The sequence below is a fragment of the Streptomyces sp. SudanB5_2050 genome (assembly GCF_964272335.1).
In the GTDB taxonomy this organism is placed as follows: domain Bacteria; phylum Actinomycetota; class Actinomycetes; order Streptomycetales; family Streptomycetaceae; genus Streptomyces; species Streptomyces rochei.
Map to the genome: position 1 here is coordinate 7,729,660 of NZ_OZ186760.1, position 26,827 is coordinate 7,756,486.

The window sequence follows — 26,827 nt, forward strand, 5'->3', positions numbered from 1 at the left end:
CGGGTCACTCGTCTCGGGAGCGCAGCAGGCGCACGGACAGCAGGGACAGGGCGAACACGAGCAGGACGAGCAGGAAGGAGTTGGCCGCTCCGGTCCCGAGGTCGGACGACGTGATGTGGTTGTACAGGAAGAGGCCGCTGGTGGTGGTCGAGCCGTAGGGCCCGCCTTGGGTGACCACGAAGGGTTCGGCGAACATCTGGAACACGGCCAGGGTCTGCACCACGATCAGGAAGGCGATGCTGCGCCGTACCAGTGGCAGCGTCAGCGACCAGAACTGGCGTCGGCGCGAGGCGCCGTCGAGTGCCGCCGCTTCGTACACGTCGGCCGGTACCGCCTGCAGTCCCGCGAGGAGGATGATGATCGCGAAGCCGGTGGTCTTCCACAGGAACAGCAGCGCCAGGGTGGGTTTCGCCCACGCCGTCGAGGTCAGCCAAGCGACGTCGGGCAGGCCCACGAGGTTCAGCAGGGAATTGACCAGCCCGTAGTCCGTGTCGAAGACCACGATCCACACTTGGGCCATGGCCACCAGGGGGGTGACGAAGGGGGCGATGAACACCACCCGGAACAACCCGCGCGCTCTGAGACGGGCGTTGGCCAGCAGTACCGCGACGGCGAGACCGCCGACGATCTGCACCGGCACGATGAGGAGCCACATGACGGCGCTGTTGCCCAGTGAGGACCAGAACTCCGGACTGGTCAGCAGGTAGGTGTAGTTGCCGAGGCCGATGAAGTGTGCCTCTCCCGCGCCCTTCCAGTCCGTGAAGCTCAGCTGGAAGGCGAACACCAGGGGGTACAGCCCGAACGCGGCGAAGACCACGTAGAACGGGGCGACGAAGAGATAGGGCGTGAGGAACAGCCGGCGACGGGCACGGGGCGGTGGTGGCGACGCCCGGTGACCGTCGCGCACGGGGGAGAGGGTTGCCGAGGTCACGCGCGGTCCACCAGGTTCCGCTGGATCTTGCGGGCGGAATCGTCGATGACGTCGTCGGGGGTCATGTCCCCTTCCATCAGCCGCTGCACGTTGTTGCCCAGGTAGTCGACCGACTTGGCCCACCAGGACGGGATCGGCGCGGCGGCGGGGATGGCGGCGGCCGCGTCCACCGTGACCTTCCACAGGTCCTGGCCGCCGAGGGCCGCCACCGGATCGAACAGCGGTGCGTCGGCCTTGCGGGCGGGTGTGTAGCTGGGCACGGAGGTGTTCAGACCGCCCGGGTAGACGCTGCTCGGTCCGTACACCGCGCTGTAGCCGGGCTGCTTGAAGCAGAGGAACTCATAGAGCAGCCAGGCCAGTTCCGGGTTCTTCGCCTTGGCCGGGATGATGAAGCTGCTGCCGCCCATGGCGCCGCTGCGCGCGCCTCCGGGCGTCCAGGCGGGCAGCTGGGTGGCACGCCACTTGCCCCTGGTCTTCTTCAGCAGCTGCTGGGGGGCGAAGGACCACCACACCGCCCAGGGCACGAGCGCCTGCCGGCCGTCCTCCAGAGCGGCGAGGTCGCCCTGCTTGAGGTACTCGGCGTGCGTCGCCAGGCCGTCGTGAACGGCCGTGCGCACCCAGTTGAGGATCGTCCGGTACTCCTTGGAGTCCAGGCGCAGCTTCCCGTCGGCGTCGGCGAGGCTGGTGCCCTGCTGGTTGGCGAGCATCTCCAGCCACAGCTGGCCGAGGAAGGGGTCCTTCTCCAGGTGGATGGGGCCGGCCTTGTGGTTCTTCTCCTTCAACGCCCGTGCTGCGTCCAGCAGATCGTCGTAGGTGGCGATGCCTTCCGGGTCGACGCCTGCGTCCTCCAGCAGGTCCTCCCGGTACCACAGCAGCCCGGGATCCAGGTCCCAGGGGACGCCGTAGATTCGGCCGTCGACGGTGTTGACCGAGAGCTTGTAGGGGGAGGTGTCCTTGCGGTACGGCTCGATCAGGTCCGTGAGGTCGTACAGGTGCTCGGCCTGTCCGCCGATCTTCGCGTCGTCCCAGAAGCTGCCGTCGGGCAGATCTGCGCCGGTGATCAACGTGTTGGCCAGCTTGGCGTCGATGTCGACGGCCTGATGGTTGACCTTTACGTTCGGATGGGCCTTGCGGAACTCGTCGATGGCCGCGTCGAAGACCTTGAACAGATCACCCGAGCGGTTCCAGATGGTGATTTCACCCTTGACTGAGGCGCTCGGCGTCCCGGTGAGCTTGCGCGGCTCGCTCCCGGTCGCGCCCGGAGCGCAGGCGGTGAGCGGGCCGAGGCCGGCGGCGGCGCCGAATCCCACGGCACCGCGCAGAACACTGCGGCGGGGAACAGAGGGTCTGGACATGTGCGCGGCTCCTCTGCGGCGCTGCGGTCACCGGATCCGCAAAAGGGCGCAGGCTCAGCGCGCAGCGGGGTTCCGGCAGCGCGTGCGCCGCCTCGATTGCAACGATGCAGAGATGATGCGTCGCCTTTTGCAACGATGCAATACCTGGGTACCATCAAGTTGCCGCGATTCGGAGACAGCCTCACCGGGGCGGCGTACAGCCGACAGCACCAGAGAGAGGGGCCCCTGGATGGCCGGTGCCACCCTCCGCGACGTCGCCCGACGCGCCGGAGTCTCCATTCGCACGGTTTCCAACGTGGTCAACGAGTCGGTCCCCGTCTCCGACGAGCTGCGGACCAGGGTGGAAGCGGCGCTGAAGGAACTCGAATACCGGCCCAACCTGGTCGCCCGTAACCTGCGTCGGGGACGCACCGGCATGCTGGCCTTCGTCGTGCCGGAGCTCGACGTGCCGTACTTCGCCGAACTGGCACGCGAGGTCATCACCGCCGCCCGCGAGCACGGATACGTCGTCATGCTCGACCAGACCGACGGAGACGCCGAGCGTGAGCGCGAACTGCTCGGCCGCGAGTCGCGCGCCACCATGTTCGACGGACTGCTGCTGAGCCCGCTGAGCATCTCCGAGGACGAATTGCGCGACCGCACCAACCGGGTGCCGGTCGTCCTGCTCGGCGAGCACATCTTCAACGGCGACTTTCACCACGTCGCCATCGACAACGTCGCAGCCGCCCGTGAGGCCACCGAACACCTCGTCTCCCTGGGCCGCCGGCGCATCGCCGCCATCGGTGACCAGCCCTACAGCACCGGCGAGACGGCGCAGTTGCGTACCATCGGCTACCGCCAGGCACTGGAGCGTGCCGGGTTGTCCGTGGACGAGAGCTTGATCGTGTCCACCCCGCACTTCCACCGCCGGCTCGGCGCCGAGGCCATGCGGCACCTGCTCGCCTTGCCCGAGCCGCCCGACGCGGTCTTCTGTTACAACGACCTTCTCGCCATCGGTGCCATGCACGCCCTGGCCGATGCCGGCGTGCGGGTGCCCGAGGACGTCGCGGTCATCGGTGTCGACGGCATCCAGGAGGGTGAGTACAGCTCACCGACCCTCACCACCATCGCGCCCGACAAGACGCAGATCGCCCGCACGGCGGTCAGCACACTCGTCGCCAGCATCGAGGGCACCGCACCGCCGCCCGCGGACGCCAAGGCTCCGTACCAGCTACTGGTCAGGGGCAGCACCCGCGGGGCACACGAGGCGCGCTGACCGCTTCGGCCCGCGTCGGCGGCGTATCGCGGACATACGAGCAATCCCGCGCCCGCGATTTGCCGCGGTTCCGTTGCGGAGCCGCGAAGAAGACAACGGGGGCTTGGTCAGAAGTCATTCGCGCTCTTGGCCATGAGGCCGCCGTCGCACACCAAGTGACTGCCCGTGACGTACGAGGCGTCGTCGGAGAGCAGCCAGACAGCGGCACGCGCGATTTCGACGGGATCGGCCATCCGTCCGAGCGGGATCTGCCGTGCTGCGGCGTCTCGAAGGCGCGCGCGCTCCGTTTTGAGCTCGTCACCGTCAAGGCCGAAGTAGAGCATGGGCGTATCGGTGGCGCCGGGGACGACCGCGTTGACGCGGATGCCGTGAGGGGCCAGATCGATGGCGGCAGCCCTCACGAACGCAGAGACTCCACCCTTGGACGCTCCGTACGCGCTGTTCGAGCCGCCAGCGAAGCCGACGAAGGCGGAAGGGGACGACAAGCACACGATGGAACCCGGCCTCCCGGCGTCCCGCAGGGCTCGGGCGGCCGTGCGTACGGTCAGGAAGGTGCCGGTGAGATTCACGTCGAGAACGCGGCGCCAGGTGTCGAGGGACATCCGTGGTAGCGGCGTATTGATCTCGATGCCGGCGCTCGCGGTCACCCCGTCCACCGGGCCCAGTGCGGTGCTCGCTGCGCCGAACGCGTCGATGAGCTCCCGTTCGTCGGTGACGTCCGGCGCGGCCGACCAGACCCTGTGGGCTCCGGCGCGCCGGGCTTCGGCGGCCGCCCGCTCAGCGCTCTTGCTGTCACGGTCAAGGATGCCGACGGCCCAGCCACGGCGTGCGGCTTCGGACGCGGTGGCGTGGCCGATGCCGCTTCCGCCGCCGGTGATCAAGATCGTCTTGGTCATTCGGAAGGGTCCTCGGTGGCTCTGGAATGAGTGTTGATATGGGCGGTGACGGCCCGGTCCAGCGCGCGCTCGTCACCTGCGCGGAGTGCGTCGATGAGCTCGCGGTGCTGCCTGGCGACCACGGTCGCGTCTGAGTAGTGGCTTGCGTCGCGCCGGAAGTAGGCGCGCACGCGGGGCTGGATCGACCTCCAGATCTGCAGGCAGTGCTGCTGCCCCGACCAAGTCACGACCGCTTCGTGGAAGCGGATGTCTTCGTCGGCGAGCAGCGCGGCGTCGGACGCATCGGCCGCTGCTTCCATGGTGCGGACGAGCGACTGGAGGTGGGCGTAGTCCGCGTCGGTAAGGAGGGGCATCGCCTTGCGGAAGGCGAATTTCTCCAGGGAGATACGGACCGGCACCAGGACATTCTCGATCTCCTCCTGGGAGACGCCGAGCACCTCCGTACCGCGGTACGGATAGGAGATTACGAGGCCCTCCTGCTCCAGCTGGCGCAGTGCCTCGCGGACCGGCGCCCGGCTGGTTCCCAACTGTTCGGCGACTCCTGACTCGGTGAGCTTCTGACCCGCTTGGAGGCGGCCCGAGGTGATGGCCTCGCGCAGGACCTCCGCCACGGTTTCGCGGCGCGAGGCGAGAGAGGCGGAGGGGAGTGCGGGAAGCGCGGAAAGACCGGACATGGCCGGAGCGTAACAGGATTGTACTTTGTCGACAATCTCGGTCGTGGCTCCTGTGCTCGGTGAGCGCAGCCCTGGAGGTGGTTTCGTCGTCCATGGGTGCTCCTGTGCTGGTCCGGCGCTCTGAGGGCGGGGTGCTCGGTAGACTGTAGCCGGATAGTCGATTGTCGACAATCGACCTTCAGTAGGTTACGGTTCCCCACATAGCCGCCGCCTCGTCGGCGTACGCGGCCAGGGCACCCGTGACGAGAGGCACTCACTCATGAAAATCACCAGGGTTGAGACATGCGGTCTTCGTGGGGCGACCCCTGAAGGCGGTTGGTCAAACGAACTGCGCCCGAACGATGTCGTGCACACGCTCGTAGCCGTCCACACCGACGAAGGCATCACAGGTATCGGAAGCGCGTTCACCACCGAGAACCTCGTCCGGGGAGCGATCGACCTCCTGCTCCCGCACCTCGTCGGACAGGATCCGGTGGAAGTCGAGCGGATCACGGAAACGCTGCACCAGACCGCGTTCTGGATGGGCCGGGGCGGCGCGCTCACCCACGCGACGAGCGCCATCGACATCGCCCTGTGGGACATCGCCGGCCAGGCGCTCGGCCAGCCGGTCGGCCGACTGCTCGGCGGGCGCCACCGCACCCGGGTGCGCCCCTACGCGTCGGTACTCATGGACGACGCCGGCCCCATGACGGACAACCTCACCCGACTCGTGGAGCAGGGATTCAACGCGTTCAAGATCGGCTGGTGGAAATTCGGACGGGTGGACGCCGCCACCGACGAGCACACCGTCGCCACCGCCCGCGCCGCCATCGGCGACCGGTTGCTCGCTGTCGACGCCGGCGGCTCCGAAGGCTTCTTCCCCGGCGGTCTGGCATGGGCGAAGCGAACCGCGCGGATGCTCGCCGACTACGACATCGCCTGGTTCGAGGAGGCCCTCGCGCCGGACGACCTCGAGGGTTTCGCAGAGCTGCGCGCTGGATCACCCGTCCCCATCAGCGGGGGCGAGGTCCTCACGCGCAGGCAGAGCTTCGCCCCGTACCTGCGACGCCGCGCCTTCGACATCGTTCAGCCCGATACGACGAAGGGCGGCGGGCTGAGCGAGTCGCGCCGAATCGGCTGGGAGGCCCAGGACCTCGGCATCCGCCTGATTCCGCACGGATGGAACACGGCCATCGGTCTCGCCGCCGATCTGCAGCTCTCGGCCGCACTCGCATCCACCGACCTCGTCGAGTACAAAACCGGGTCGGCCTATGTCGACGACCTGGTCGCGGGAGAGTGGCGACTCGACGCCGACGGATACCTCGACATCCCCTCCGACCCCGGACTCGGAGTGTCCCTCGACCCGGAAGCGGTCGAGAAGTACGGCACGCGACCCGCATTCGCGGACCCGAAATCGTGAGCCAGCCGACGCCTTTGCGAAGGCCATCGGGTTGGTCAGCAGGGTCATGGCCAGCACCTGCCAGGTGCCGTCGCGGAAGCGGACGTGCGCACCGACCGTGAGTACTGCTCTCCCACCGTGCTGCCCGCTCACCGCCCATCTCCGTGATGATGCCTGTCGGTTCTGGCTTCCGTGGACGACACCCTCGTCTACGCATGGCCGCCGCTTCCGGTGGACAATGGCGCGCTGAGGACCTGAGACGCTGCTCGCCACGGCAGCGAGCTGCGTCACAGGAGCCGCCGCATGCACACGCGCGGCCAGCGGTCCAGACCGTCTGCCGCTTCACGCTCGCGGATCTTCCGCAGGCCAGGTGTCAGCGTGCTGTCGGGCAGAACGTGGAAGCCGCAACGCGAGTAGTAGGGGGCGTTCCACGGCACCTCGCTGAAGGTGGTGAGCGTCAGCGCGGGAGCGTGCTCACTCTGAGCGTGACCGGCCAGGTGGTCCAGAAGCGATTTGCCGATCCCGTGGCCCGCGCTGTCGGGGAGCACCGAAACCTGCTCAACATGGATGCCGCCGTCGACACGATCGGCGATCAGGTAGGCAATCGGGACGTCGGCCGCATCGACCGAGACCCAGGCGAGCCCGCTCCGCTGGTACCGGACGAGTTCGTCGAGGGGGAGCGGATCGTCATCGGCGATCTCCCGCATACCGATGTCGTGGAAGCGTTGGCCGGCCGCCCTCTCGATGTCCTGCAGAACGGGCAACTCGTTCACACGCGGGGATCGAATGTCCATGTGTTCATTGTCCAAGACGACCGGGCAGAGCGGCCGGTGAGCGATCGAGCCGGATCAGCGGGTCCTGCAGCCTGCTGCTTGGCACCGTTCCCGGTAGCCTGCCTGAATGTCACATTCCGAAGCAACTGATGCGCTGGTGAGCGGGAAGCATGTGCGCGAGGCCGTCGCTCACTGCGTCAAGGTCCTGTCCGACGTTCCCCCCTCCCGATGGAGTGCTCCAGCCGGTGACCTGGACTGGACGTGTTGGGAAACCCTGGAGCATCTCGCGGACGATCTGCTCACCTACGCGCTGCGCTTCGGGCTCGGACATCCCATGGACGTCCGGCGCGTGCCCCTGCGCCTGTCCAGCGACCGCGCCGACGGACCCGTGAACGTGATATTCGGGGACGCGGCGGCGGGGGCCGAGGGGCTCCTGACCGTCGTCGAGGCGTGCGGCGGCGTGCTCGCTGCGATGGTGGACAGCACTGCCCCGACGGTGCTGGCCCCGCACGTCTTCGGCGCTTCCGACCCGGAGGGCTTCGCGGCGATGGGAGTCGTCGAAACACTCGTCCACACCTACGACATCGCCCAGGGGGCCCAACGTGACGGGAAGCCGCCGGAGGACCTGAGCCGCCGGGCCCTCGTCCGGCTGTTTCCCGATGTGCCCATTATCGGCGACGCCTCGTCAACCCTGCTGTGGGCCACCGGACGCATCGGCAGCCCTGAGCGCCCCCGGCGCACGAGCTGGCGCTGGTACGGCGCACCTCGCAGGCGGCAGTGACCCGCCCAGGGAGAAGGGTCGCACGGAGGTACTTTGTGCAGGGCTGACGACCTCAGCCCCCGCTGGGCTGGCCGGTCCGGTGCACTGAGGGCGGGCGGTCCCGCTGATTTGCTGCAGGCTGTGAAGCGCCGCTCGAATATTGAGTTGTTCTGCCGTTCGGCGGCAGGTGAGCATGGTCGGGTACGAGCACCATGTGGAGAGGCCCCATGCACATCACCGTCCCCACCTCTGCAGGCCGCATTCGCGGACAGTGGAAGGGTGAAGTGGCAGCGTTCATGGGCGTCCCCTACGCGGCACCGCCGTTCGGTCCGCGACGCTTGTTGCCTCCCGAGCCGCCGCAGCCATGGACTGGAGTGCGCGACGCGTTCGTTCCCGGCCCCAGCGCGCCCCAGCCCGGCTACCTCCCTGCGATGACCGGCCTGCTGGAAGAAGCGGTGGCGCCAGATGAGGACTGCCTGAACCTCAACGTGTGGACGCCCGCTCCGGGCCGCACCGGAGGACGGCTTCCGGTCATGGTGTGGATCCACGGCGGCGCGTTCCGCAACGGATCTGGCGCCTTGCCTTCCTACGACGGCGCGCGGCTCGCCGCCGACGGCGTCGTCTGCGTCACGCTGAACTACCGCCTCGGCGCGGAGGGTTTCCTCCTGTTGCCGGACAGCCCCTCGAACCTCGGTCTTCTTGACCAGATCGCCGCGTTGGAATGGGTCCGTGACAACATCGTCGGATTCGGCGGCGACCCGGACAATGTCACCGTCTTCGGTCAGTCCGCAGGAGCCATCAGCATCACCGCGCTCATGACCATGCCGCAGGCTCAGGGCCTGTTCCGCCGGGCTATCACGCAGAGCGGCGCCGGCCACCACAGCCACCCCGAGCACATCGCCCGACGCGTCACCGAGCGGATGGCCGCCCTCGCCGGCGCGGAGCCGACACGAGAGAGTCTGGCCGCGGTGCCCTGCGAGCGGCTCATCGCCGCCGACGCTGCCCTGGGCCAGGAGATCGCGCAGGCGACCGACCTCACACAGTGGGGTGAGTCGGTAGGTGGCGGCACCACCGTGCTGCCCGTCGTGGACGGAGTCACCCTGCCACAGCGTCCGATCGATGCGCTTGCCGACGGAGCGGGCCGGGACATCGATCTGCTCACCGGCACGACGAGTGACGAGTTCCGCCTCTTCCTCGTCCCGCTGGGGATCGGCCCGCGGATCACGGACCAGGTGCTTCACGGCTTCCTCACCGGCTTCGGCCTCGACCCCGTCGAGGCCTGCAAGGCATACGCGTATCCGGGGGCGGCCCCGGGCGACCTGCTGTCGGAGGTCATGACCGACTACGCCTACCGGATCCCTGCTCTACGGGTGGCCGAGGCTCGTGCCGCGCACGGAGCGGAGACGTTCGTCTACGAGTTCGCGTGGCCATCGCCCGCTCTTGATGGTGCTCTCGGCGCCTGCCACATGGCGGAGATCGGCTTTGTCTTCGGCAATCCTGCCCATCCGCTTGCCGGACCCGACGCTCCCCAAGAACTTTCCGATCGCGTACGGGAAGCCTGGAGCTCCTTCGCCCGCACTGGACGTCCCACTGCTGCCCGTCCTCCGGGCGGCGGGCTGCCGCACTGGCCGGCTTACGCCGGACGGCGGTCCGTCATGCGGCTGGACGACGGTGCTGCATCTATCGTGCTTGAGGATCCCGCCGCGGACCGGCGCAGGCTGTGGGACACCTTGCGTTAGGCCGTACCGGGCGGTGCGTGACCGACGCCGCGGCCGGCCCACCGACAAGGTGATGTGTCAGCGGGCGACTTCCCGCCTCGTCAGCACCAGCAGGGCCCGCACCAGCGCGGTCGCCCACCTCGGCGGGGCCGACGCGCCTCGGACCGTCGGGCACCGGCTCGCAAGGCGGAGGGAAGGGAGCCTGATGGGGACTCACCGCTGTGCACTGGGCCAACTGCCCCGCCGTGCGCCTGTATGTCATCGACATCCTCTGGCTCGGTCGATCAGCTCGCGCCCCAGGAATGGGGTCGCGAGAACGTGAAACGACAAATCGCAGTCAGAGCCAGCTGGGAACCCAGGTAACACCGTTGCCGGGTTGGTGGATACTTGCCGTGGAGGGTCCAACTCGGGAGGAAGCCCAGGTCAGACTCACCAGCACGTTCACGCGCCCGGTCGGCCATTTACTGTAACGCTCTGCCTCGGCGCCACTTTCCGGCTTGAGCTGGCCGCGCCCTTGATGGCAGAAGCCCTCAGTCAGCAATAGGGGTAGGGGGCGGTGATGAATTCGGTCAGAACCGTGCCGCCGGGATCGAGTGCATAGACCCCGCGTCCGCCGAACAGATGGTTTATCTTTCCCTCTTCGGACTTCTGTGGGTCTGCCCAGTACGTGATTGCCTGATCTTTCAGGCGCGCCAGGATGCCGTCGAACTCGTCGTCGGTCACGAGAAAGGCGAGGTGGCTCTCGTTGATGCGGTCCGGCGGGACCAAGGCGTCGGCGAAGTCGATGGCTACGTTGTTCGCTGTATCCACTTGGGTGAACAGACCCCAGTCGCACGGGGCCGGTCCTCCCAACAGCTCCGCCAGGAACGCGGCGGACTTCCGCCGGTCACGGCAGTGGACGATGATGTGGTTCAGCTCATTGGGCATCGTGCCTCCTTGGACAAGGTGGGCGGCTCAGCGCCTTGATGATCTGGCTGGTGCGCCGGTGCACAAAGTGCTTCCCGGCTGGTTGCGCGGGGTGATGCCGGGGACCCTTATCTTTGGGGTCGTTCCCGATCAAGCAGGCACCGTGTCGGGGATGTTGAGTGCACCGTTGCCCATCCGGGCCCCGCCCGGGGCCTGTTCGGTGGGCTTTTGCCTTCCCACGGTGGTGTGCTGGTGGCTAAGGACCGTACGGCGATCGCAGCGGGACGAACCGGTAGGGACGGATGTGGTCCCGGGTCACAGGTTCCGGGCGATTGCCCAGGTGCGAGCGCGGTCCCGGGCGTCGAAGAGGTCCGTATGGGTGACCATGATTTCAGTGGCCCCGGCGTTGAAGTAGCGGCGCAAACCGGCGGTGACGGTGTCCTCGTCGCCGGCGATCAGCAAGTCCGCCGCGCTGGACAGTCCTTCGCTTGCGATGACCCTCCGGTAGGAAGGGATGCTGTCGTAGAAGCCGAGGGCGGTCGAGACGCGGCTGCGGGCGGCCGCAGCGTTGTCGGTGACCACTGCGGGAACCCCGGCCACGATCTGCGGGGCCGGCCGCCCGGCCGCGGCGGCGGCTTCGGTGATAGCCGGCACGATCTGTTCGGCCAGGGTGCGAGGCCCGGCGAGGAAGGGAATCGTTCCCTCGGCCAGCTCTCCCGCCGCTGCGAGGGCCCGCGGCCCCATCGCGGCCACCAGGACCGGGACTTGCGGCACGGCCCCGGCCACGGTCGTCGGGCCGGCCGGGCGCGACGTGAGTGTCTGTCCTACGAAGGGAGCGTCGTCGCCGTCCAGCAGCGGGCGCAGCGCGATGAGGTACTCGCGCAGGTGCTTGATCTGCGGCGGATACGGCAGGCCGAACTGCGGCTCGAGTACCGTGCGCGCGCCGAGCCCGACGCCGAGCCGAAAGCGCCCCGTGGTAGCCGCCTGTGCCGTCTTCGCCGCCGCCGCGAGCAGCAGTGGGTGGCGAGGGTACGTCGGCACGACCGAGGTGCCTACGCCGATTCTGGGTTCCGCCCGGCCCACCAGCGCGGCGAGTTGGGGCGCGTCGTAGTCCGCCGCCTGCCCGAACCACACTGTGCGTATCCCGGCGTCGGCCACCTCGTGCGCGAGTTCCACAGCCCGGTCCACGAGGTTGGTCAGGCCGGGGTCCTGCGCGAACGTGCCTCCCAGAAACACTCCCATCTTCTTCCCGACAGTATTCATGTCGAGCTCCTTCGCCTGGTCGGGGCCGCAGGGCCCGTCGGCTTCACCGCCGCGGCGTGCATCGTCCCGCGCAGCATCTCGGTGATTACAGGTTCTGCAATCACTGTACAACTTGATTGCAGAACCTGCAGTCCCTACTCTGCGTGTCATGGCACGATGGCCGGGCGGCACGCCGGAACGACTGCAGGAAGCCGCGATCGACTTGTTCACGGAGCGTGGCTATGAACGCACAACCGTCGCCGAGATCGCGAAGCACGCCGGTCTGACCGAGCGCACCTTCTACAACCACTTCGCCGACAAGCGCGAAGTGCTCTTCTCCGGACAGGACTTGTTCATCGCTGGGGTACGGGACGCGCTCGGAAGCGCACCCGCCGAGCAGTCTCCCCTCGACGCGATCCGCGCGGTCCTCACTGCCGACAGTGACTGGTTCGACCAGCGCCGGAACGCGGCACAGTGCCGCAGGAACATCCTCGACGCACACCCTGACCTGCGGGAACGTGAATGGGCGAAACTGGCGGCCCTCGCTGCTGCGATCACCAGCGCGCTGCGCGCACGGGGTGTTCCCGACCCTGCTGCCACGCTGACCGCAGCCGTCTCTGTTACCGCGTACCACAGTGCCGCGGCCCGGTGGCTGGCCGATCCGCAGCACGGCACGTTCGGGCAGCACATCCACGCAAGCTTTGACGATCTGCACCGCACCGCACGCACCTGGTGACGTCACCGGACAGTGCGGACACGGCGGCCGCAGCGCTTGCCGAAGGCCTTCTTCCCGGTCGGTGTGACGGCGGTGGCGTGGTGTTCGCCTTTGCCGACGTCCAGGCCGAGGAAGACGTCGATGCCGCCGGTGTCGATCACGTGCAGGCCACTCCGACACGCTCTCGTCCTGCCTTGCCAGGGCACCGAGCTGCCACAGCAACGTTAGGGAGAGGTCTTCCGGCCTGACTTCATCGGCTGTCCTGTCTGAGATTTGTCGGCTCGTCGGCAGAGCCGCCGTGCGCGCGGCCGGACGAGCGTGTCTCAGGCGCCTGGTCCGGAAGCCCCGTCACTGTCTTGTCCACCCGCCCGACCGGCGCGTCGCCCTCGGAGCGGCAACCCCACAGGGACGGACATGGTCGGCATAAGTTCGGGAGCCATGACGGCCTTTCCTCCCATCGTCATACATCTTTGGCGGTGAGCCGGCCGATGGCCCGGATGACCTGGCGCCGGCTGGCCAGGCGTCGGGCAAGGAAGGCCATCACCCGGTTCATGCGGCCTGCGATGACGCTGGGCGGCGGGTTCCTGCGGTCGAGGGCGGCCAGCGCGGTGCGGACGACGTCGGCTGGTGAGGCGAGCCTGGTCCCTCCGGCGGCCTGCGGGGTCCCCACGACGTCGAAGAACTCGGTCCGGGTCGCGCCGGGGGACAGGGCCAGCACCCGCAGACCGGTGCCGCGCGACTCCTCCCACAGAGCCTCGGTGAGGCTGAGCACGAATGCCTTGGTCGCCCCGTAGAGCGCCATGCGCGGGTTGGGCTGGTAGGCGGCCATGCTCGCCACGTTGACCAGTACCCCGCGGCCCGCGCTGCGCAGTTGGCCGATGAAGGCTCTGCTGATGTCGGCGACCGCGGTCACGTCGACCGCGATCTCCCGGCGCAGCCGGTCCGGGTCCGCCTGGTGGAAGGGACCGAAGGTGGCGAACCCGGCGTTGTTGATCAGGCTCGTGACGTGCAGGCCGAGCTCGGCCACCTGCGCGGCCAGCGCCTGCCCGGGGCGTTCCGTGGCCAGGTCCATCTCCACCACGTGGACCTGGATCCGATGCTGTTCGCGCAGTTCGGTGGCCAGCTTCTCCAGGCGGTCCCTGCGGCGGGCGACCAGCACCAGGTCGGAGCCGCGTGCGGCGAGCTGGCGGGCGAACTCGGCGCCGAGGCCCGCGCTGGCCCCGGTGACGAGGGTGGTGTGTCCGTGGTAGTCGACGGCTCGCATGGTCATCCTTCTATCAGTCGCTGCCTTTCTGGCAGTTAATGCCAAGTAGGCGGTCGCTGTCCAGTGGCGTATCCTGACGTTCATGACGACCTTGTGGGAGCGTTCGCGGCAGGTCGCCGCCCAGACGGTCCTGGATACGGCGGTACGCCTGTTCGCCGAGCAGGGCTACGAGCAGACGACGATCGCGCAGATCGCGCGCGAAGCAGGGATTTCGCAGCGCTCCCTCTTCCGCTACTTCGGAACCAAGGAGGACCTGGTCTGCGGCGACCAGGAGGCGCTGGGCGAGCTGCTGAAACGGACCGTCGAGCAGCAACCGGCCGAGATGTCCGCCTGGGATGCCCTGCGCGCCGGATTCGAGGTCATTCTGACCGCCAACCACCCCCCCGAGCGTGCGCTGGAACTGTCCCGCCTCATCTTCGACACGCCCTCGCTGCGCTCCCGCTACATCGAGAAGCGACTGCGCTGGCAGGCCGAACTCGTCCCCGTCGTCCGGGCGCGGCTGGGCAACGGCCCCGGCCAGCCGGCTCCCGACACGCAGGCCAAGGCGATCGTCGCGACGGTCTTCGCCTGTATCGACACGGCAACCGAACTCTGGGCCGGACATGACGGACGGGTCGACCTGGCAGACCTCTATGACCAGTGCCTCGCGGCGGTGCGGCACCACGGCTGAGGCACGTATCCCCGGCGCACCTTGGCGGGCCATGCGTTCGAAGGCTCCACTGAGCGCGTTCCAGGTCGCCTCCGGGAGCGCCTGCCGCGAGCGGCAACTGAACACTCAACAAGTAAGACCAGCCGTCAGGTTGACGCAGCCTGAGGAACCTAGCGGAAGTCAGCGGGTGGTGAGCCCGCCGTCAACGGCGAGGATGGTGCCGGTGGTCCACTGGGCCGAGGCCAGATAGGCGGCTGCGGCGGCGACGTCATCGGCGGTGCCCAGACGTCCCAGGGGGTAGGAGCGCTCGATCTGCTGGCCGTGTGCGGCGCGTTCCTCCGCGGTCATGGGGGCGATGTAGGAGCGTTCGTACTGGGGAGTGCGGACGGCGCCGGGAGCGATGGCATTGACGCGGACTCCTTGGGGGCCGAGTTCACTGGCCAGCGCCCGGGTCATGGAGTTGAGCGCTCCGCGGGTGGCGGAGTAGGCGGCTGAATGACGGCCGGCGACCATTTTTCGGGCCCAGTAGCTGCTGATGTTGATGATGCTTCCCCGAGCGTTCACGAGGGCGGGCAGGAGTTGCTGGCTCAGCAGCAGTGGCACCTGGACGTTGAGGTGCCACATGGTGTTCATCTCCTCGACCGTGGTGTCGGCGAGGGAGGCGAAGTGTGCGGTGCCGACGTTGTTGACGAGGGTGTCGACCCGGGTGGTCAGGTTTCCGACGTGCCTGGCGATCAGGGCGGGGGCATCGGGCGCGGAGAGATCCGCAGGCACGGTGTGGACGACGGTGCCCCGCCGGCCAAGTTCCTTCGCGGCGGTCTCGAGCTTGCCGCGGTTGCGGGCGACAAGAATAAGGTTCGCTCCGTCGCGGGCGAGGGCGTCGGCGATGGCCAGGCCCAGGCCCTCGCTGCCGCCTGTGACGACGGCGAAACGGCTGGTGGTGCGGTGCTCGGACATGTCAGATTGCCTTTGTGTGGTCGGTGGAAGCACTCAGCGTCGCGAATCGGCCTAGGTCTTCGAATTGGTCGTTGTGGGCGTTCCCGATGCCGGCGAGGGCGTCACTGCCGAGAGGAAGACGCAGCGGGGGCTCGGCTATCGGCGAGGGCGACGAGGGGCTGGACCGTACGGGCGGGGTCGCCGACCTGCCGTGCCGCGGTGTCGGCGGAGCGCGCCAGCGCGTCGTGCACCGGGAGGCAATCGGGGAGGGCGGCGCTGCCGGGCAGCCGACTCGCCCAGCTGGCGCGGAAGTCGGTGCGGGCTGCTCCGGCGTCGTCCAGTTCCTCGAAGGGGCCCGCCAGCGTGTATCCGGCGTTGTTGACGATGACGTCGAGGGAGGCCGGCGGTTGCAGCGGTTTGTCGTCACGCGAGACCGCGATCACTCGCTCACCTGCGTTCAGAACCTCACTGACCAGAGGCTGGCCCAACCCTCCGGGCGCGCCGGTGACCAGCCAGACGCGAGACCCCATGCTTCACACCTCTCGCACGAGCCCAATAGGCGGTCCAGCAATAAACGGACCAACTTTGTCCGTTTCTTGAGAGTAGGGGATGCGGACAGAAGCTGTCCACTTAGATACGATGGGGTGATGAACGCGGAGCGGCCTGCGACGCCCCAGGGAACGGCGATGCCCGTGCGGTCCGACGCCCAGCGCAATGCCGCGCGGGTTCTCGCGGCCGCGCGTCGTGCCGTCGCCGCTAACGGGTTGGACGTCAGCTACCACGAGATCGCCCGGGAGGCCGGCGTCGGTGTGGGCACCGTCTACCGGCGCTACCCCGAACGCGACCAGCTCATGGCGGTGGTACTGAGCGACATCCTCACCGAACTGATCGACACCGCACACCAGGCTCTGGACTGTGATGACGCCTGGGATGGCTTCTCGACGCTGTTCAGCGGCCTTGCCCTGCGCACCGCTCAGAACGCGGGACTGTCCGGCTCCCTGGATCAGCACGGCGGGCCCGCTGTCGCCCAGCAGCGCCACGAGCTCCTCGACCTCACCCGGAGGGTCGTCGAACGCGCTCAAGTCCAGGGACGCCTCCGCCGGGACCTGACCTGGCAGGACGTGCTGCGGCTGACCGGCGCCCCAGCGGTGCAGGGATGCGTCCTGGGACTCGAGCCCGACCCTGCAAACGGTCACCACGTGGTGCTGACCGTTCTTCTCGACGGTCTACGGACCGGCTGACACCGGCGATGTGCCGCTCTCAGGAGCGGATGACATCGTGCGGGAGTCGGTGCGGCACCGCACCATTCCGACGATGCCCGGCTCTCTCTCGCGAGCCCGGTGCGCCGCACTCGACGCTCCGCACTGCACCGGTGCGCCGCCGTCGGCCGATCCCTTGACCGGGTGCGGCCGGACGCGCACGGCTCCCTTGTCCGCTACCCACGTCGCCGGGCGGCGTCGTGCACCAGGGCGAAGACCTCGGCCGGTGGGTCCGCTCGGTCCCAAGGTCGCCGAGCCCGCCTCCGGCCTGGCGCCGACCGGCCGGAACCGCTGGGTGTAGGGCCGTTGGTCCGGGTGTGCCTTCCCTGATGCACAGTGGGCGTGGACCGAGCCGTGCTCCCGGTTCGGACGCCGAGGCGGGGTGCCGCCGGCGTGGCTTCGCGAGGTGATTGCCGCGATCGCCTACAAGTTCCAGACAGGCACGCAGTAGGTTCACCTGCCGCAGCAGTGCGGCAACTTGCGGGGCGTCTACAGCCGGCTGCGGATATGGCCTCTGACGGCACCTGGGCGACGTCGGGAAGAAGGGAGGCGTCAGCCGCTCTCCGAAACGGTCCGCTGACTGGGGGTACCGATGATGCTTGTGGAGCGACCCAAAACTTCTGTTACCCGGTGTCCGGAATGTCTGCATAGGCTCGTCTGTGGAACGTGATCAAGATGATCGCCGACAAGGACGTGAGGAGTGCGGAGCATGACTGAGAACACGCTGCGGGACAAGGTCGCTGTCGTCGGCGGTGGCGAGAAGAACCTGGGCGGGCTGATCAGCAGGACGTTCGCGGAGGCCGGGGCGAAGGTGGTCGTGCACTACCACAGCTCCGAGAATGACGCTGAGCAGACGGTAAAGGCGATCCAGGAGGCCGGGGGAGAGGCCGTCTCCGTCCAGGGTGACCTGACGAAGGTGGCCGACGTGCGGCGGCTCTTCGACACGGCGGTGGACACCTACGGCGGCGCCGACATCGCGGTCAACACCACCGGGATGGTGCTGCGCAAGCCGATCCTGGAGACCACTGAGGAAGAGTACGACCGCATGTTCGGCATCAATGCCAAGGCGGCGTACTTCTTCATCCAGGAAGCCGGTCGCCGGCTGAACGACCACGGCAAGATCATCAGTCTCGGCACGTCTCTGCTGGCTGCCTTCACCGACGGCTACTCCACCTACGCCGGCGGCAAGGCGCCGCTGGAGCACTTCACCCGGGCGGCGGCCAAGGAGTTCGCGGACCGCGGTATCTCTGTGAACATGGTGGCCCCGGGACCGATGGACACACCGTTCTTCTACGGTCAGGAGACCCCGGAGCGGGTGGAGTTCCACAAGTCGCAGGCGATGGGCAACCAGCTCACCCAGATCGAGGACATCGTGCCGATCATCAGGTTCCTGGCCACCGAGGGTTGGTGGTTCACCGGTCAGACGATGTTCCCCAACGGCGGCTACACCACCCGCTGATCCCCCACATGTCATCCGGCGGGGCTTCCCGGCCGACCCCCCCGGGGCACGGCCGGGTTCGCCCGCGTCGGCGCCTGGCGCGAAACACCAGGAGGTCGTGATGACCGCACTTCCGACACATCCGAATGACCCCGCGGTGGCCGCCTTCGTTGTCGCCGTCAACGCCGGCGACAAGACTGTCCGCCATCGATCCGAAGGGGTTGAGGTGCGCCTGGACCTGAACAAACTCGATCACCTGATCGCCGTCGCCGAGGAGGGCAGCCTCACCCGCGCAGCCGCCCGGCTTCACCTGTCCCAGCAGGCCCTGTCCACCTCCATCCGGGTCCTCGAGCGGGAAGTCGGGGTTCCGCTGCTGGAGCGTGGCAGCGCGGGCGTCACCGTACTGCCCGCCGGAGCGGCCCTGATCGAGGACGCCCGGGTCCTCAACGGCGTGGCCCGCGCAGCCCTGCGGCGCGCCCGGCACATCGGGCGCGGCGAGACCCAGGCGCTCCGCATCGGCTACACCCCCGCCGTCACCGGCGACGAACTCGTCACCCTGCTCGCACCGGTGACCGAAGCCCACCCCGACATCACCCCCGAGATCCACCAGCGCTACCCCTCCGAGCTGATCGCCGCCCTCCTTGCCGGCGACCTCGACATCGGACTGTGCCGCGCAATGACGCCCGCCCACGGTCTGACCCGCACCACCCTCGGCCAGCATCGCCTGCACATCGCCGTCGCCAGCGACCATCCCCTGGCCGCCCGCACATCCGTGACCCTGCCTGAACTCGCCCATGAGACCTTCCTGGTCTGGGGCACCCCCGGCCGCTCCGGCTACGCCGACCTCCTCATCGACCACTGCCGCAACGCCGGTTTCGAACCAGACACCGAACGCACCGCCCGCCAAGGCACGCCCCCTATCACAGCAGTCATCGGCACCCGCAATATCGCCTTCGTCACCACACCACCGGGTCCCGCGGCGGGCGGCCAAGCGCACGTCCTCACCCTCGAACCCCCCATTCACGCGCCACTCCACGCGCTCTACCTCCCCCACGCCACCTGCCCCAGCCGCACCACTTTTCTCAGCCACGTGAGGCTCTGAGCGGGCAGCTACTGCCAGTCCTGCGCGTGCATGGCTCCCTGGCAGTCACGGACTTGGCGATCACCCGGGCGACGTCCTCGGCCGACGACCCATCGGCAGTTAGCGCTATGACCGCCTGGAACAACGGCCCATAGCGGTCTCGGGTCGCAGTCGACCTTCGTGACTGCGCGTCCACCGCCTGCGAAGCAGGTGGCCCGGCTCAGCCTGCCAGCTGCAGGAGCCATGCGTGGAGCAGCGCTGTCTCGGTGTCCCGCAGGGGGACCCCGGTGTCTGCACGTGAGGGTTGGTGGTGAGCGCGATTTCCAGCGCGGCATCGAGCGCGAGTGCGTGTGGGGCCAGGTCCAACCCGGATGAGGCGGGCCTGCCCGTGGTGTCCGAGGCGATGGCGGTGTCTCGCCGCCGTGCCGAAGTCGTCAGGTCCCGCTGCGACGGCCTATCGCCGATCAGCGCCGGCGTGGCGCCCGTCGTCGCCACGTGAATGACGCGTGTCGCCTGATCCACCGGAATGCGAGGACGCCCGGCCTCGGCCGCACGGCGCAGCAGTCTTACCAGTAGGGCGTGCGTCTCGTCCGCGGCCGGGGGCCGTCGCCAGGGCTGCACGGTGCCGTACATGAGCATGCGGAACGCGGGGTGTCGCAGTGCGAAGCTGACGTGCCGGTCCCAGCCGCGTTAGAGGCCGGCGGCCGGGCCGTCCGGGGTCAGTGCCAGTGCCTCCCCTTTCTCGGTCAGGTACCTCTCGAATCCGTAGGCGGCCAGCTCGGCCAGGAGTCCGCCGCGGGACTGGCAGATGACGTGATCGTCCGGCTTGCCGGCTGGGTGGAGGTCGTCTCACGGTGCGACACCTCATCCCCTGCAGTCAGCGATCCACTCCTGGATGCGTTCGCCACCCTCTCGCACCGAGTCCGGTCATGCACCACAACGTCGTTGTGGCGGCGGTGGGTGGACGCCCACCGTCTCATCTCGCGGGGCGCCATGTGGGAATCAGCCCAGCACCTCGTTGGGCTTGCCAGAGTGATCGCAGTGTGGCCTCCGCTCGCTGCGCTGCCTCGTGAGGCGTGGACGGGGTGCGTGGACCCTTGGGCCCGCCAGGTCCCGACCACTGAGTGAACGGGCGGGGACCGCGGCCCAGTCAGCGCGGTCCACGGCGGCTACGTGCCCGTACTCGTGGGCAGCTTCGTCCTGCCAGTCGTCCGGCGGTGCCATGAGGACGCGCAGCGTCCGCTCGTCGAGCCATTCCAGTCCCAGAACTTGACGGCCGAACTCGTTCTCGCTGAGAGAAGCCACTGCGTCCGATTTCAGGTGCAGGAGTAGCAACTCTCCCTCGAAGAGGTAGTCACCGTCGCACTTACCGGTACCTACTGCGAGCAGCGGGCGCCGAGGGTGGAAGGCCAGGGCGTGCACGGGGAAGCGTGAGCGAACGAGCGCGCGCCGGGTGAAGGAGCGGCTGTCGTAAACCGCGACCGGCGTTGGTCTGCCGTGTGCCGGCGTGCCTGCAACGGCCAGGAGGCCGCGCTGCTCGTCGTGGACGACCTGGAACAGGTCTCCGACACCGAGGAAGGCCCAGCTCTCAGGGGGTGCTCGCCAGAGGCTGTCATGCCGTGATCTTCTCAACCGACCTGCTTGGCGAGGTAGCTGCATGGCACGAGATCATGAGACATGAGGAACGAGAACAATGAGGCGCCTCCAGCGGGGCAAGCCGTCGGTGAGCCGGTGCTCTCCGCCTATCAGCGGGCGCTGCGCGACCGATTGCTCGCCGCCCCAGTCATTGCCCCGCCCGCGCCCTGGCGCCCTGTCTTTGACTACGCGTACGGCGTCCCTGTCGGCGGACTGCTCGGCATCGGCTTCGCATCGCACCCCGCAAGCGGTCGAGACCTGGTCATGGTCGTCTCGCACGACGGTCACGGTCTCTTCGACGCCGTCACCGGCGAGAAGATCGCCAGGGACCGCGACCCCGACCCCGAGGACAGCACCCCCGATGGTGTCCCCGACCTGACCTGACCTGTCCGGGACTGGGACCGATCGCCGGCAGCCGCGTACACATCGCCGGGCTCTTCGGCGGAGGGCTGCACACCAAGGCCGAAGACGGCTGGATCCTGGAGGCCGTCACACCGGCTTGGCCCAACGATCGCGTCCTCCTCTCGGTCGACGGTGGACTTCCCCACTGCGGTCCGTATGGAGAGCAGTGGTGGCACATCTTCCACGCCACATACTCAGAACTTCGAGCGTTCGGCTTCTCTCCTTCCGGACAGACCATCGCCGTCGCCACGAGCAGTGACCTGTCCCTCTGGACCCGCCGCCCTGCGGGGAACAACGAGGATGCCGCTCGACGCTGACCACCCGGCGTCAAGCCGCGTACACAGACCTCTGTCGAGTCTGTCGGCGAAGCGGGTGTGTCTCGCGATGTCAGCCGTCGAACCGATCCCACGCGACGAGGTTGGCCAAGGGCCCCCTCTCCGAAGCGGTACGCCCAGCCCGGCGTCGGCGCGGTCACCCGGAACGCCAACCAGCGCGACCCGCCGCCCGACGGAAGTGCTGATGCCCAAGATCAACACATTGCCGGGCACGCCTTTGCCGGGCACAGCGTCGATCACCGGGCGGGTGCGGGGCTCGACGCGCTGGGAGTTGCACTGACACAGATCGTCAACTGATTGATTCTCACGGGTCTGGCCGCTGTCCCGGTCCTGCGTAGGCTTCCAAGAAGGCGGCGGTGCGCATCTGCGCACTCGATCTGTTGCCGCCCCGAGTGTTCACCCGCGTCCACGACAGAAGGATGTACACCGCCTATGCGCGCCCTTGTGGTCGATCACAGTGACGCCGGACCCGTCCGGTTCGCCGATGTCGATGAGCCCGTACCGTCCACCGGCGAGGCGCTGGTGGAGATACGACACATCGGTCTCAACTTCGGAGAGCTGAATTACGTGCGCCAGTGGCCGGCCGGCGCTGTGCACGGTCACGACGCGGCCGGCGTCGTGGTGCGTGCCGCGTCCGACGGCTCGGGGCCGCCCGTAGGTACGCGCGTCGCAGTGGGAATGGCGCCCCACGCGTGGGCGGAACGGGTGGCAGTCAGCCCCGCCTCGCTCGGCACCGTCCCCGAGGGCGTGGACCTGGCCGACGCCGCTGCGCTCGGGATCGCCGGAGTCACCGCATTCCGGGTGCTTCGCAAGCATTCCCTGCTGGCGCGCAACGTTCTCGTCACCGGCGCCAGCGGGGGCGTGGGGCACTTCGCCGTCCAGCTGGCGGCGCTGGCGGGCGCCCGGGTGACGGCACTCGTCGGTTCGCCGGAGCGGGCCGCCGGACTCCGTGAACTGGGCGCCGACAGGGTCCTGACCGATCTGGCCGAAACCGGGGACCGGTTCGACCTGGTCCTGGACACGGTCGGCGGGCCGCTGGTGGCCCAGGCGTGGAGTTCCCTCGCCGAGGGCGGCACCATCCACCTGGTCGGTTACTCCTCGGGACAGGAAACCACGTTCCCGTCAGGGGCCTTGTTCGGCTTCGGTGAGCCTCGCAGCATCGCCACCTACGGGGACATGACGCCGACCAGCGAGGAGCTGACGGATCTGCTGGGCTTCATGGCTGCCGGGAGGCTCTCGGCACCGGTCGGACTGCGAGGCGACTGGCAGGACGTGGGCAACGCCGTCCAGGCACTGTTCGCGCGGAAGGTGCGCGGAAAAGTCGTACTTGACGTGGCCTGAAGCTGTGGACGAGGACACATGCGCTTCGCTCTCCGGTGGGCGGTTCGCGGTGGTGGACGAGAATGGACCTATGGATGTGCTGGCGGAGGTCTTGCGTGTTTCGGGTGCGCGTGGGGCGCTCGGAGTCGTGCTGAAGGCCGGAGGCACCTGGGGCCTGTGGCTGGACTCCTATCCAGGAGCGGCCCTGCACGTGGTGTCCCGCGGCAGTGTGTGGCTCCATGTCACGGGCGAGGAGCCTCTTCAGGTGCAGGCCGGAGACGCCGTCCTGGTGTCGCCGGGCACCGCACACGGGATAGCCGGCGGCGCCGGCGTGAAGATGGGCTCCTGCGACCGTGAGGCGGCGGCCCGGGCTTTTGGTGATGGCCGGGTTCTGCGGCTGGGCTCGGCTCCGGTGCAGACGGAAGTGATCGTCCTGCACTACGAGCAGGACCCGGAGGTGCGCACACCGGTGCTTACCTCCCTTGCCCGGCCGATGCACGTCACAGCTCAGGAGAACGCACAGCTCAAGAGGAGCGTCGAACTCCTCGCTGCTGAACTCGCACAGCCGCAGATCGGCACCACCGCCGCCATCAACAGCATCGTCGACCTTCTGCTCGTCCAGTTCGTTCGTGCCTGGCTGGCCCGCCACCCGCAGGAGCAGTCCGGCTCATGGCTGGGAGCGATGCGTGATCAGGTCGTGCGCGACGCTCTGGCATGTGTCCACGCCCGACCGGGACACCCCTGGACCACGGAGACCCTGGCCGCCGCGACGAGCGTCTCCCGGGCGACGCTGTCCAGGCGTTTCCGGTCCGCCCTCGGACAGACGCCGGGTGCCTACCTGACGCAGTGGCGCATCGACCTGGCGTCCGTCAGGCTCCGCGACACCGATGAGCCGGTCGAGTCGATCTCCGGCGCAGTCGGATACGGCTCTCCGCACGCTTTCAGCCGCGCCTTCAAACGCGCCCGAGGCACGGCCCCGGGCGAGTACCGTTCACGACTTCGCAAATGACGGCTCACGCGTGGGGCCCCGCCCATTCGCCCCCGTCGCGGTCCGCGCTGCCGGCGTTCGGCCAAGCTCCATGCGGACAAGCCTATGACTACGGCCACCTGCAGAAATGGCTTCGTGAGCGTCCTATCCGCCACCGCATCGCCCGCAACGGCATCGAGCCATCCGGGAGACTCGGCCGTGACCGGCACGGTCGTGAAGGGCCACACGGCATCTATGTACCGAATCAGCCGACCTCAGGAGGTAGTACGTCTTGGACATGCGTCAGTTGACCGGCCAGCTGATGAGTGTGCGCATAGCCGAATACTTGGCGGGGGACCCCGTCGGCCTCTTCCCGACTCCCCGCCTGTATCCGCCAGCGGGCCCGGTCGCGGTACGTGCACTGGAGGAGAGGGCGCGGCAACCACTGGAAGCCGGGTACCGTGAGTTCCTCTCCCTCACTGACGGCCTGGACGGCTTTGGCCTCACCATGCCCCTCTTCGGTTGTAAGGACTGGGCGGAGGAGGACGGCCCGGGTACGGCCGCACTGCATTACCTGGACGGTCTCTGGGAAGCCGGCACTCCGGTGGACGTGGGCCTTCCCGAGGACGTGGCACTCTTCCCGGTGTCGGTGAACAAAGACGTGCCAGCGGGAGTGTTCATGCTGCACCGGCCGGATGCCCTTCCGGAGCGATGGTGGTGGATCGGTGAGGGCAGCAGCTTCTTCTTCCCGACCTTCGTCGATCTACTGGCGTTTGCGATCGACCCTTTGTCCTCAGCGCCTCGCGAGTACGTGGACTGATCCCGTTCGTCGGCCCTGAAGGAAGGGGCATGCACGACTTCCTTCGCAGGGAGTAAGCGACTCGAACCCGGCCACGTATGGTGACGCCGACGCTGTGAGCGGACCTGCCGGACAGCCGCCGTGCGGACCGCGTATTGCGGCCGTGGCCAGCCGCCTGGCAATCCGGCGCCTCCAGCGGGTGCATTGAGTCGATCCCGACGGCCGGGCGACTGTATTGCTGCTCGACGAGGCCACTGCGACCGACGTCGTGCCGACCTTCGTGGATGCTGCCGGTGACTTCCAGCGGGCATTCGCGCGATGGCTGTGCCAGTGCGGCGTTAGCTGCGGCGGCGTCGAGCACGGAGTACTCACGAACGGCCTGGGCTGCTTGGCGGCGCAGATGATCACGGGCCAGGGCCGAGGTGTCTCGATGAGGCGTGAGAGCAGCGCCGATGTGGTGCCACGAGCCGCTGACGTTGTCCGTGAAGAAGACACTGGAGATGCGGCTGGCCAACCGCTCGCCGTGCAGGACGAACGGATGTGCCATGCCGATGTCTCCGGCGTGCGGGCTGTCCTGGGTGGCCCGGCTGCGCCACGGCAGGATGCTCACCCCGGCCAGGGAGGGCGGCTCGTTGCCTGCGGCGGCTTCGTGGTACGCCGGAGCTGGTGGACGATCCCACCAGTAGTGCGGCTGCTCCGACCTGGCCGAGATACCCGCGCAGCCCTTCGGCTGCGAGCGGCAGTACCGCCTCGTCGGACAGTTGGGAGGAGTCCAGCCAGGAAGCCAGGCGCGTGTGGGCACTCTCGGCCAGGGCCGTCTCCTGCAGCGCTGCCCGCCAGCCGCGCACAACAACTGTCCGGGCAGTGTGGTGGGGAGGCTGCTTGGGCTCTCCTGCTCATCGGGCGCCGGGAGGAGGACGTCGCCGGCTTCGGCCAGGGCCAGGAAGGTGTGAGCCCCGGCCATGCGGATGTCGGTGTCGGTGGACTCGACCCATCTGATGATCTCCGACAAGACCAGGGAGCGCCGGTCAGGAGAGGCCGCCAGGCCCGCACCGCGTCGGATGCTGCCTGGACAGACACCTCGTCGCCTCACGCGGCCCGCAGCCGCAGCCGCAGGCGCGTGAGAGCAACACGGGGATACTGCCGTGTCCGCCTTGCCGGCCGTCAGCCCCCAGCCCAGCTTTCTACCCCATCCACGGCGACGTATCAGCGGTGCACCTCGCAGGCCAGCGACAACCACGGGGCCGCGCCCTGACCGGTCTTCGACCGTTTTCAGTGGTCCGAGGCAGCCACCAACGACGACTGTGCCCCTGATCGTTACCTCACGCCCCCCCCCACCGACCTCCACTACGACCAGCCCGCAGCCCTCGGTGCCCTCCTCCGCCTCGACGCCCACCTCGGCACCCACCACACCGACCGCTTCACAGAGCCCGACGGCCTCTGGGACGAGTGGGTCAAGGGCGTGGGACGCCTCGGCTACCCCAGCCACAGCCCCGCCGAACAGCGCCGCTGGACGGGCCTCCAATGCGACTTCGCCGACGGCTGGACTCGACCGTAGTCCCGGCCGGGCCGTGCACCAGCCGTCCCGCAACGGCGCTCGACAACGACGCTCGACCGGCTGGATCCACGGCCCGACGGCGCCTCCGCCCCCGTCTGGACGGGCTGTGCCCGAGGAGACCGATCCCTCGTGTCGCGTGTTTTGGGAAGGTCTCCCTGAGGGGTTCGGGGTCGGCCTGGTTGAGGCAGACTCCTGAGCTGCTTCATCCATGGAGCAGGGCCTGCCTGCGGAGGAGTTCGAGTCTTGTGCGTTCGAACGTTTGGAGTGTGAGCGCCTTGATCCGGTTGTCCTGACCTTCAAGGACACGGAGTTCCGCGGCTGCGCAAGACAAGTGATGCTCGGATCGAGGTCGCGTCCGAGGATGTGGGCGAACCGGCTGAGGCTGGTCGGGACGGCGGCGGCTTGTGCGCATTCGATCCACCTCGGCGGTCGCTCGTCCTGCAGCTCGGTGATCATGCAGGCGGCAGAGCGTACGTGCTCGGCGAGTGCAGTCAAGTCAGGGGAGGTGGCCAAGACCGCCTTGGGGTGAGTTCGGTCGCGTTGAGGCGGTCACGGCACGTTGTCACGCGGTCGTGCCGGTC

The 26,827-nt window shown here is 68.4% G+C and carries 23 protein-coding genes and 2 pseudogenes; 14 read left to right on the plus strand and 11 right to left on the minus strand.

All coding sequences use genetic code 11. The features are described from left to right. Nucleotides 1–4: 4 nt before the first annotated feature. Nucleotides 5–931 carry a carbohydrate ABC transporter permease gene (locus tag ACFZP7_RS33860; RefSeq protein ID WP_019330902.1) on the minus strand — a complete coding sequence of 309 codons (927 nt, stop codon included), beginning with the start codon at nt 929–931 and terminating at the stop codon, nt 5–7. Next, nucleotides 928–2,286: an ABC transporter substrate-binding protein gene (locus ACFZP7_RS33865; protein WP_385638049.1), complete on the minus strand. Its 1,359-nt coding sequence runs from the start codon at nt 2,284–2,286 to the stop codon at nt 928–930. Before ACFZP7_RS33865 ends, ACFZP7_RS33860 begins: the two co-directional genes overlap by 4 nt. 229 nt (nt 2,287–2,515) lie before the next feature. Between ACFZP7_RS33865 and ACFZP7_RS33870 the strand changes: the two genes are divergently transcribed. After that, the gene (locus ACFZP7_RS33870; protein ID WP_029394629.1) at nt 2,516–3,541 is read left to right on the plus strand and encodes a LacI family DNA-binding transcriptional regulator; all 1,026 of its coding nucleotides are present in this window, start codon (nt 2,516–2,518) and stop codon (nt 3,539–3,541) included. A 107-nt stretch (nt 3,542–3,648) separates the two neighbouring features. Here ACFZP7_RS33870 and ACFZP7_RS33875 read toward each other — a convergent pair whose 3' ends face one another. Next, nucleotides 3,649–4,437: an SDR family NAD(P)-dependent oxidoreductase gene (locus tag ACFZP7_RS33875; RefSeq protein WP_030968147.1), complete on the minus strand. Its 789-nt coding sequence runs from the start codon at nt 4,435–4,437 to the stop codon at nt 3,649–3,651. Further along, nucleotides 4,434–5,111, minus strand: coding sequence for a GntR family transcriptional regulator (locus tag ACFZP7_RS33880; protein ID WP_037821439.1), 678 nt, complete (start codon nt 5,109–5,111; stop codon nt 4,434–4,436). The genes ACFZP7_RS33875 and ACFZP7_RS33880 overlap by 4 nt, the downstream gene beginning before the upstream one ends. 259 nt (nt 5,112–5,370) lie before the next feature. Here ACFZP7_RS33880 and ACFZP7_RS33885 point away from each other — a divergent pair, with 259 nt between their 5' ends. Continuing rightward, the gene (locus ACFZP7_RS33885) at nt 5,371–6,510 is read left to right on the plus strand and encodes a mandelate racemase/muconate lactonizing enzyme family protein (protein WP_031019781.1); all 1,140 of its coding nucleotides are present in this window, start codon (nt 5,371–5,373) and stop codon (nt 6,508–6,510) included. Between the two features lie 266 nt (nt 6,511–6,776). Here ACFZP7_RS33885 and ACFZP7_RS33890 read toward each other — a convergent pair whose 3' ends face one another. Next, entirely contained in the window at nt 6,777–7,283 is a 507-nt protein-coding gene (locus ACFZP7_RS33890) for a GNAT family N-acetyltransferase (protein WP_385638052.1), read from the minus strand. Nucleotides 7,284–7,389: 106 nt separating this feature from the next. Between ACFZP7_RS33890 and ACFZP7_RS33895 the strand changes: the two genes are divergently transcribed. Next, nucleotides 7,390–8,043, plus strand: a complete 654-nt coding sequence (locus tag ACFZP7_RS33895; protein ID WP_385638055.1) for a maleylpyruvate isomerase N-terminal domain-containing protein — start codon at nt 7,390–7,392, stop codon at nt 8,041–8,043. Nucleotides 8,044–8,249: 206 nt separating this feature from the next. Then, complete coding sequence (locus tag ACFZP7_RS33900) at nt 8,250–9,761, plus strand: carboxylesterase/lipase family protein (protein ID WP_385638057.1); 1,512 nt, start codon at nt 8,250–8,252, stop codon at nt 9,759–9,761. 513 nt (nt 9,762–10,274) lie between these two features. On the opposite strand, the gene ACFZP7_RS33905 is transcribed toward ACFZP7_RS33900, so the two are convergent. After that, nucleotides 10,275–10,667, minus strand: coding sequence for a VOC family protein (locus tag ACFZP7_RS33905; protein WP_220670016.1), 393 nt, complete (start codon nt 10,665–10,667; stop codon nt 10,275–10,277). A 294-nt stretch (nt 10,668–10,961) separates the two neighbouring features. Next, nucleotides 10,962–11,909, minus strand: a complete 948-nt coding sequence (locus tag ACFZP7_RS33910; protein ID WP_385638060.1) for a TIGR03564 family F420-dependent LLM class oxidoreductase — start codon at nt 11,907–11,909, stop codon at nt 10,962–10,964. Nucleotides 11,910–12,057: 148 nt separating this feature from the next. On the opposite strand from ACFZP7_RS33910, the gene ACFZP7_RS33915 reads away from it, so the two are divergent. Continuing rightward, nucleotides 12,058–12,624: a TetR/AcrR family transcriptional regulator gene (locus ACFZP7_RS33915; protein WP_385638061.1), complete on the plus strand. Its 567-nt coding sequence runs from the start codon at nt 12,058–12,060 to the stop codon at nt 12,622–12,624. 2 nt (nt 12,625–12,626) lie between these two features. Here the strand turns inward: ACFZP7_RS33915 and ACFZP7_RS33920 are convergent, their stop codons facing one another. Then, the gene (locus ACFZP7_RS33920) at nt 12,627–12,764 is read right to left on the minus strand and encodes a hypothetical protein (RefSeq protein ID WP_385638589.1); all 138 of its coding nucleotides are present in this window, start codon (nt 12,762–12,764) and stop codon (nt 12,627–12,629) included. A gap of 299 nt (nt 12,765–13,063) precedes the next feature. Further along, nucleotides 13,064–13,867 carry an SDR family NAD(P)-dependent oxidoreductase gene (locus ACFZP7_RS33925; RefSeq protein WP_385638575.1) on the minus strand — a complete coding sequence of 268 codons (804 nt, stop codon included), beginning with the start codon at nt 13,865–13,867 and terminating at the stop codon, nt 13,064–13,066. 82 nt (nt 13,868–13,949) lie between these two features. Here ACFZP7_RS33925 and ACFZP7_RS33930 point away from each other — a divergent pair, with 82 nt between their 5' ends. Next, nucleotides 13,950–14,537, plus strand: coding sequence for a TetR/AcrR family transcriptional regulator (locus ACFZP7_RS33930; RefSeq protein ID WP_228901598.1), 588 nt, complete (start codon nt 13,950–13,952; stop codon nt 14,535–14,537). A gap of 159 nt (nt 14,538–14,696) precedes the next feature. On the opposite strand, the gene ACFZP7_RS33935 is transcribed toward ACFZP7_RS33930, so the two are convergent. Together ACFZP7_RS33935 and ACFZP7_RS33940 are read right to left on the minus strand one after the other, a co-directional pair. Then, nucleotides 14,697–15,473 (minus strand): SDR family NAD(P)-dependent oxidoreductase, encoded by a 777-nt coding sequence (locus tag ACFZP7_RS33935; RefSeq protein ID WP_210952349.1) that lies wholly within the window; start codon nt 15,471–15,473, stop codon nt 14,697–14,699. 101 nt (nt 15,474–15,574) lie between these two features. Further along, nucleotides 15,575–15,895, minus strand: a complete 321-nt coding sequence (locus ACFZP7_RS33940; RefSeq protein WP_385638065.1) for a hypothetical protein — start codon at nt 15,893–15,895, stop codon at nt 15,575–15,577. A 204-nt stretch (nt 15,896–16,099) separates the two neighbouring features. Here ACFZP7_RS33940 and ACFZP7_RS33945 point away from each other — a divergent pair, with 204 nt between their 5' ends. The 8 genes and pseudogenes from ACFZP7_RS33945 to ACFZP7_RS33980 form a co-directional block, all read left to right on the plus strand. Beyond that, the gene (locus ACFZP7_RS33945; protein ID WP_125772538.1) at nt 16,100–16,693 is read left to right on the plus strand and encodes a TetR/AcrR family transcriptional regulator; all 594 of its coding nucleotides are present in this window, start codon (nt 16,100–16,102) and stop codon (nt 16,691–16,693) included. Between the two features lie 727 nt (nt 16,694–17,420). Continuing rightward, complete coding sequence (locus tag ACFZP7_RS33950) at nt 17,421–18,170, plus strand: SDR family oxidoreductase (protein WP_125772540.1); 750 nt, start codon at nt 17,421–17,423, stop codon at nt 18,168–18,170. Nucleotides 18,171–18,375: 205 nt separating this feature from the next. Further along, complete coding sequence (locus ACFZP7_RS33955; RefSeq protein WP_125772542.1) at nt 18,376–19,251, plus strand: LysR substrate-binding domain-containing protein; 876 nt, start codon at nt 18,376–18,378, stop codon at nt 19,249–19,251. A 1,656-nt stretch (nt 19,252–20,907) separates the two neighbouring features. Next, a pseudogene (locus ACFZP7_RS33960) lies at nt 20,908–21,584 on the plus strand (hypothetical protein). Between the two features lie 450 nt (nt 21,585–22,034). Next, nucleotides 22,035–22,943: a zinc-binding dehydrogenase gene (locus ACFZP7_RS33965; RefSeq protein ID WP_385638069.1), complete on the plus strand. Its 909-nt coding sequence runs from the start codon at nt 22,035–22,037 to the stop codon at nt 22,941–22,943. 70 nt (nt 22,944–23,013) lie between these two features. After that, on the plus strand, nt 23,014–23,931 hold the full coding sequence (locus ACFZP7_RS33970; RefSeq protein ID WP_385638072.1) for a cupin domain-containing protein: 918 nt from the start codon (nt 23,014–23,016) through the stop codon (nt 23,929–23,931). A 250-nt stretch (nt 23,932–24,181) separates the two neighbouring features. Next, nucleotides 24,182–24,709, plus strand: a complete 528-nt coding sequence (locus ACFZP7_RS33975; RefSeq protein WP_385638074.1) for an SMI1/KNR4 family protein — start codon at nt 24,182–24,184, stop codon at nt 24,707–24,709. Nucleotides 24,710–26,012: 1,303 nt separating this feature from the next. Then, nucleotides 26,013–26,246 (plus strand): annotated as a pseudogene (locus ACFZP7_RS33980) (DUF6000 family protein); the annotation flags it as partial. Nucleotides 26,247–26,827 lie beyond the last annotated feature (581 nt).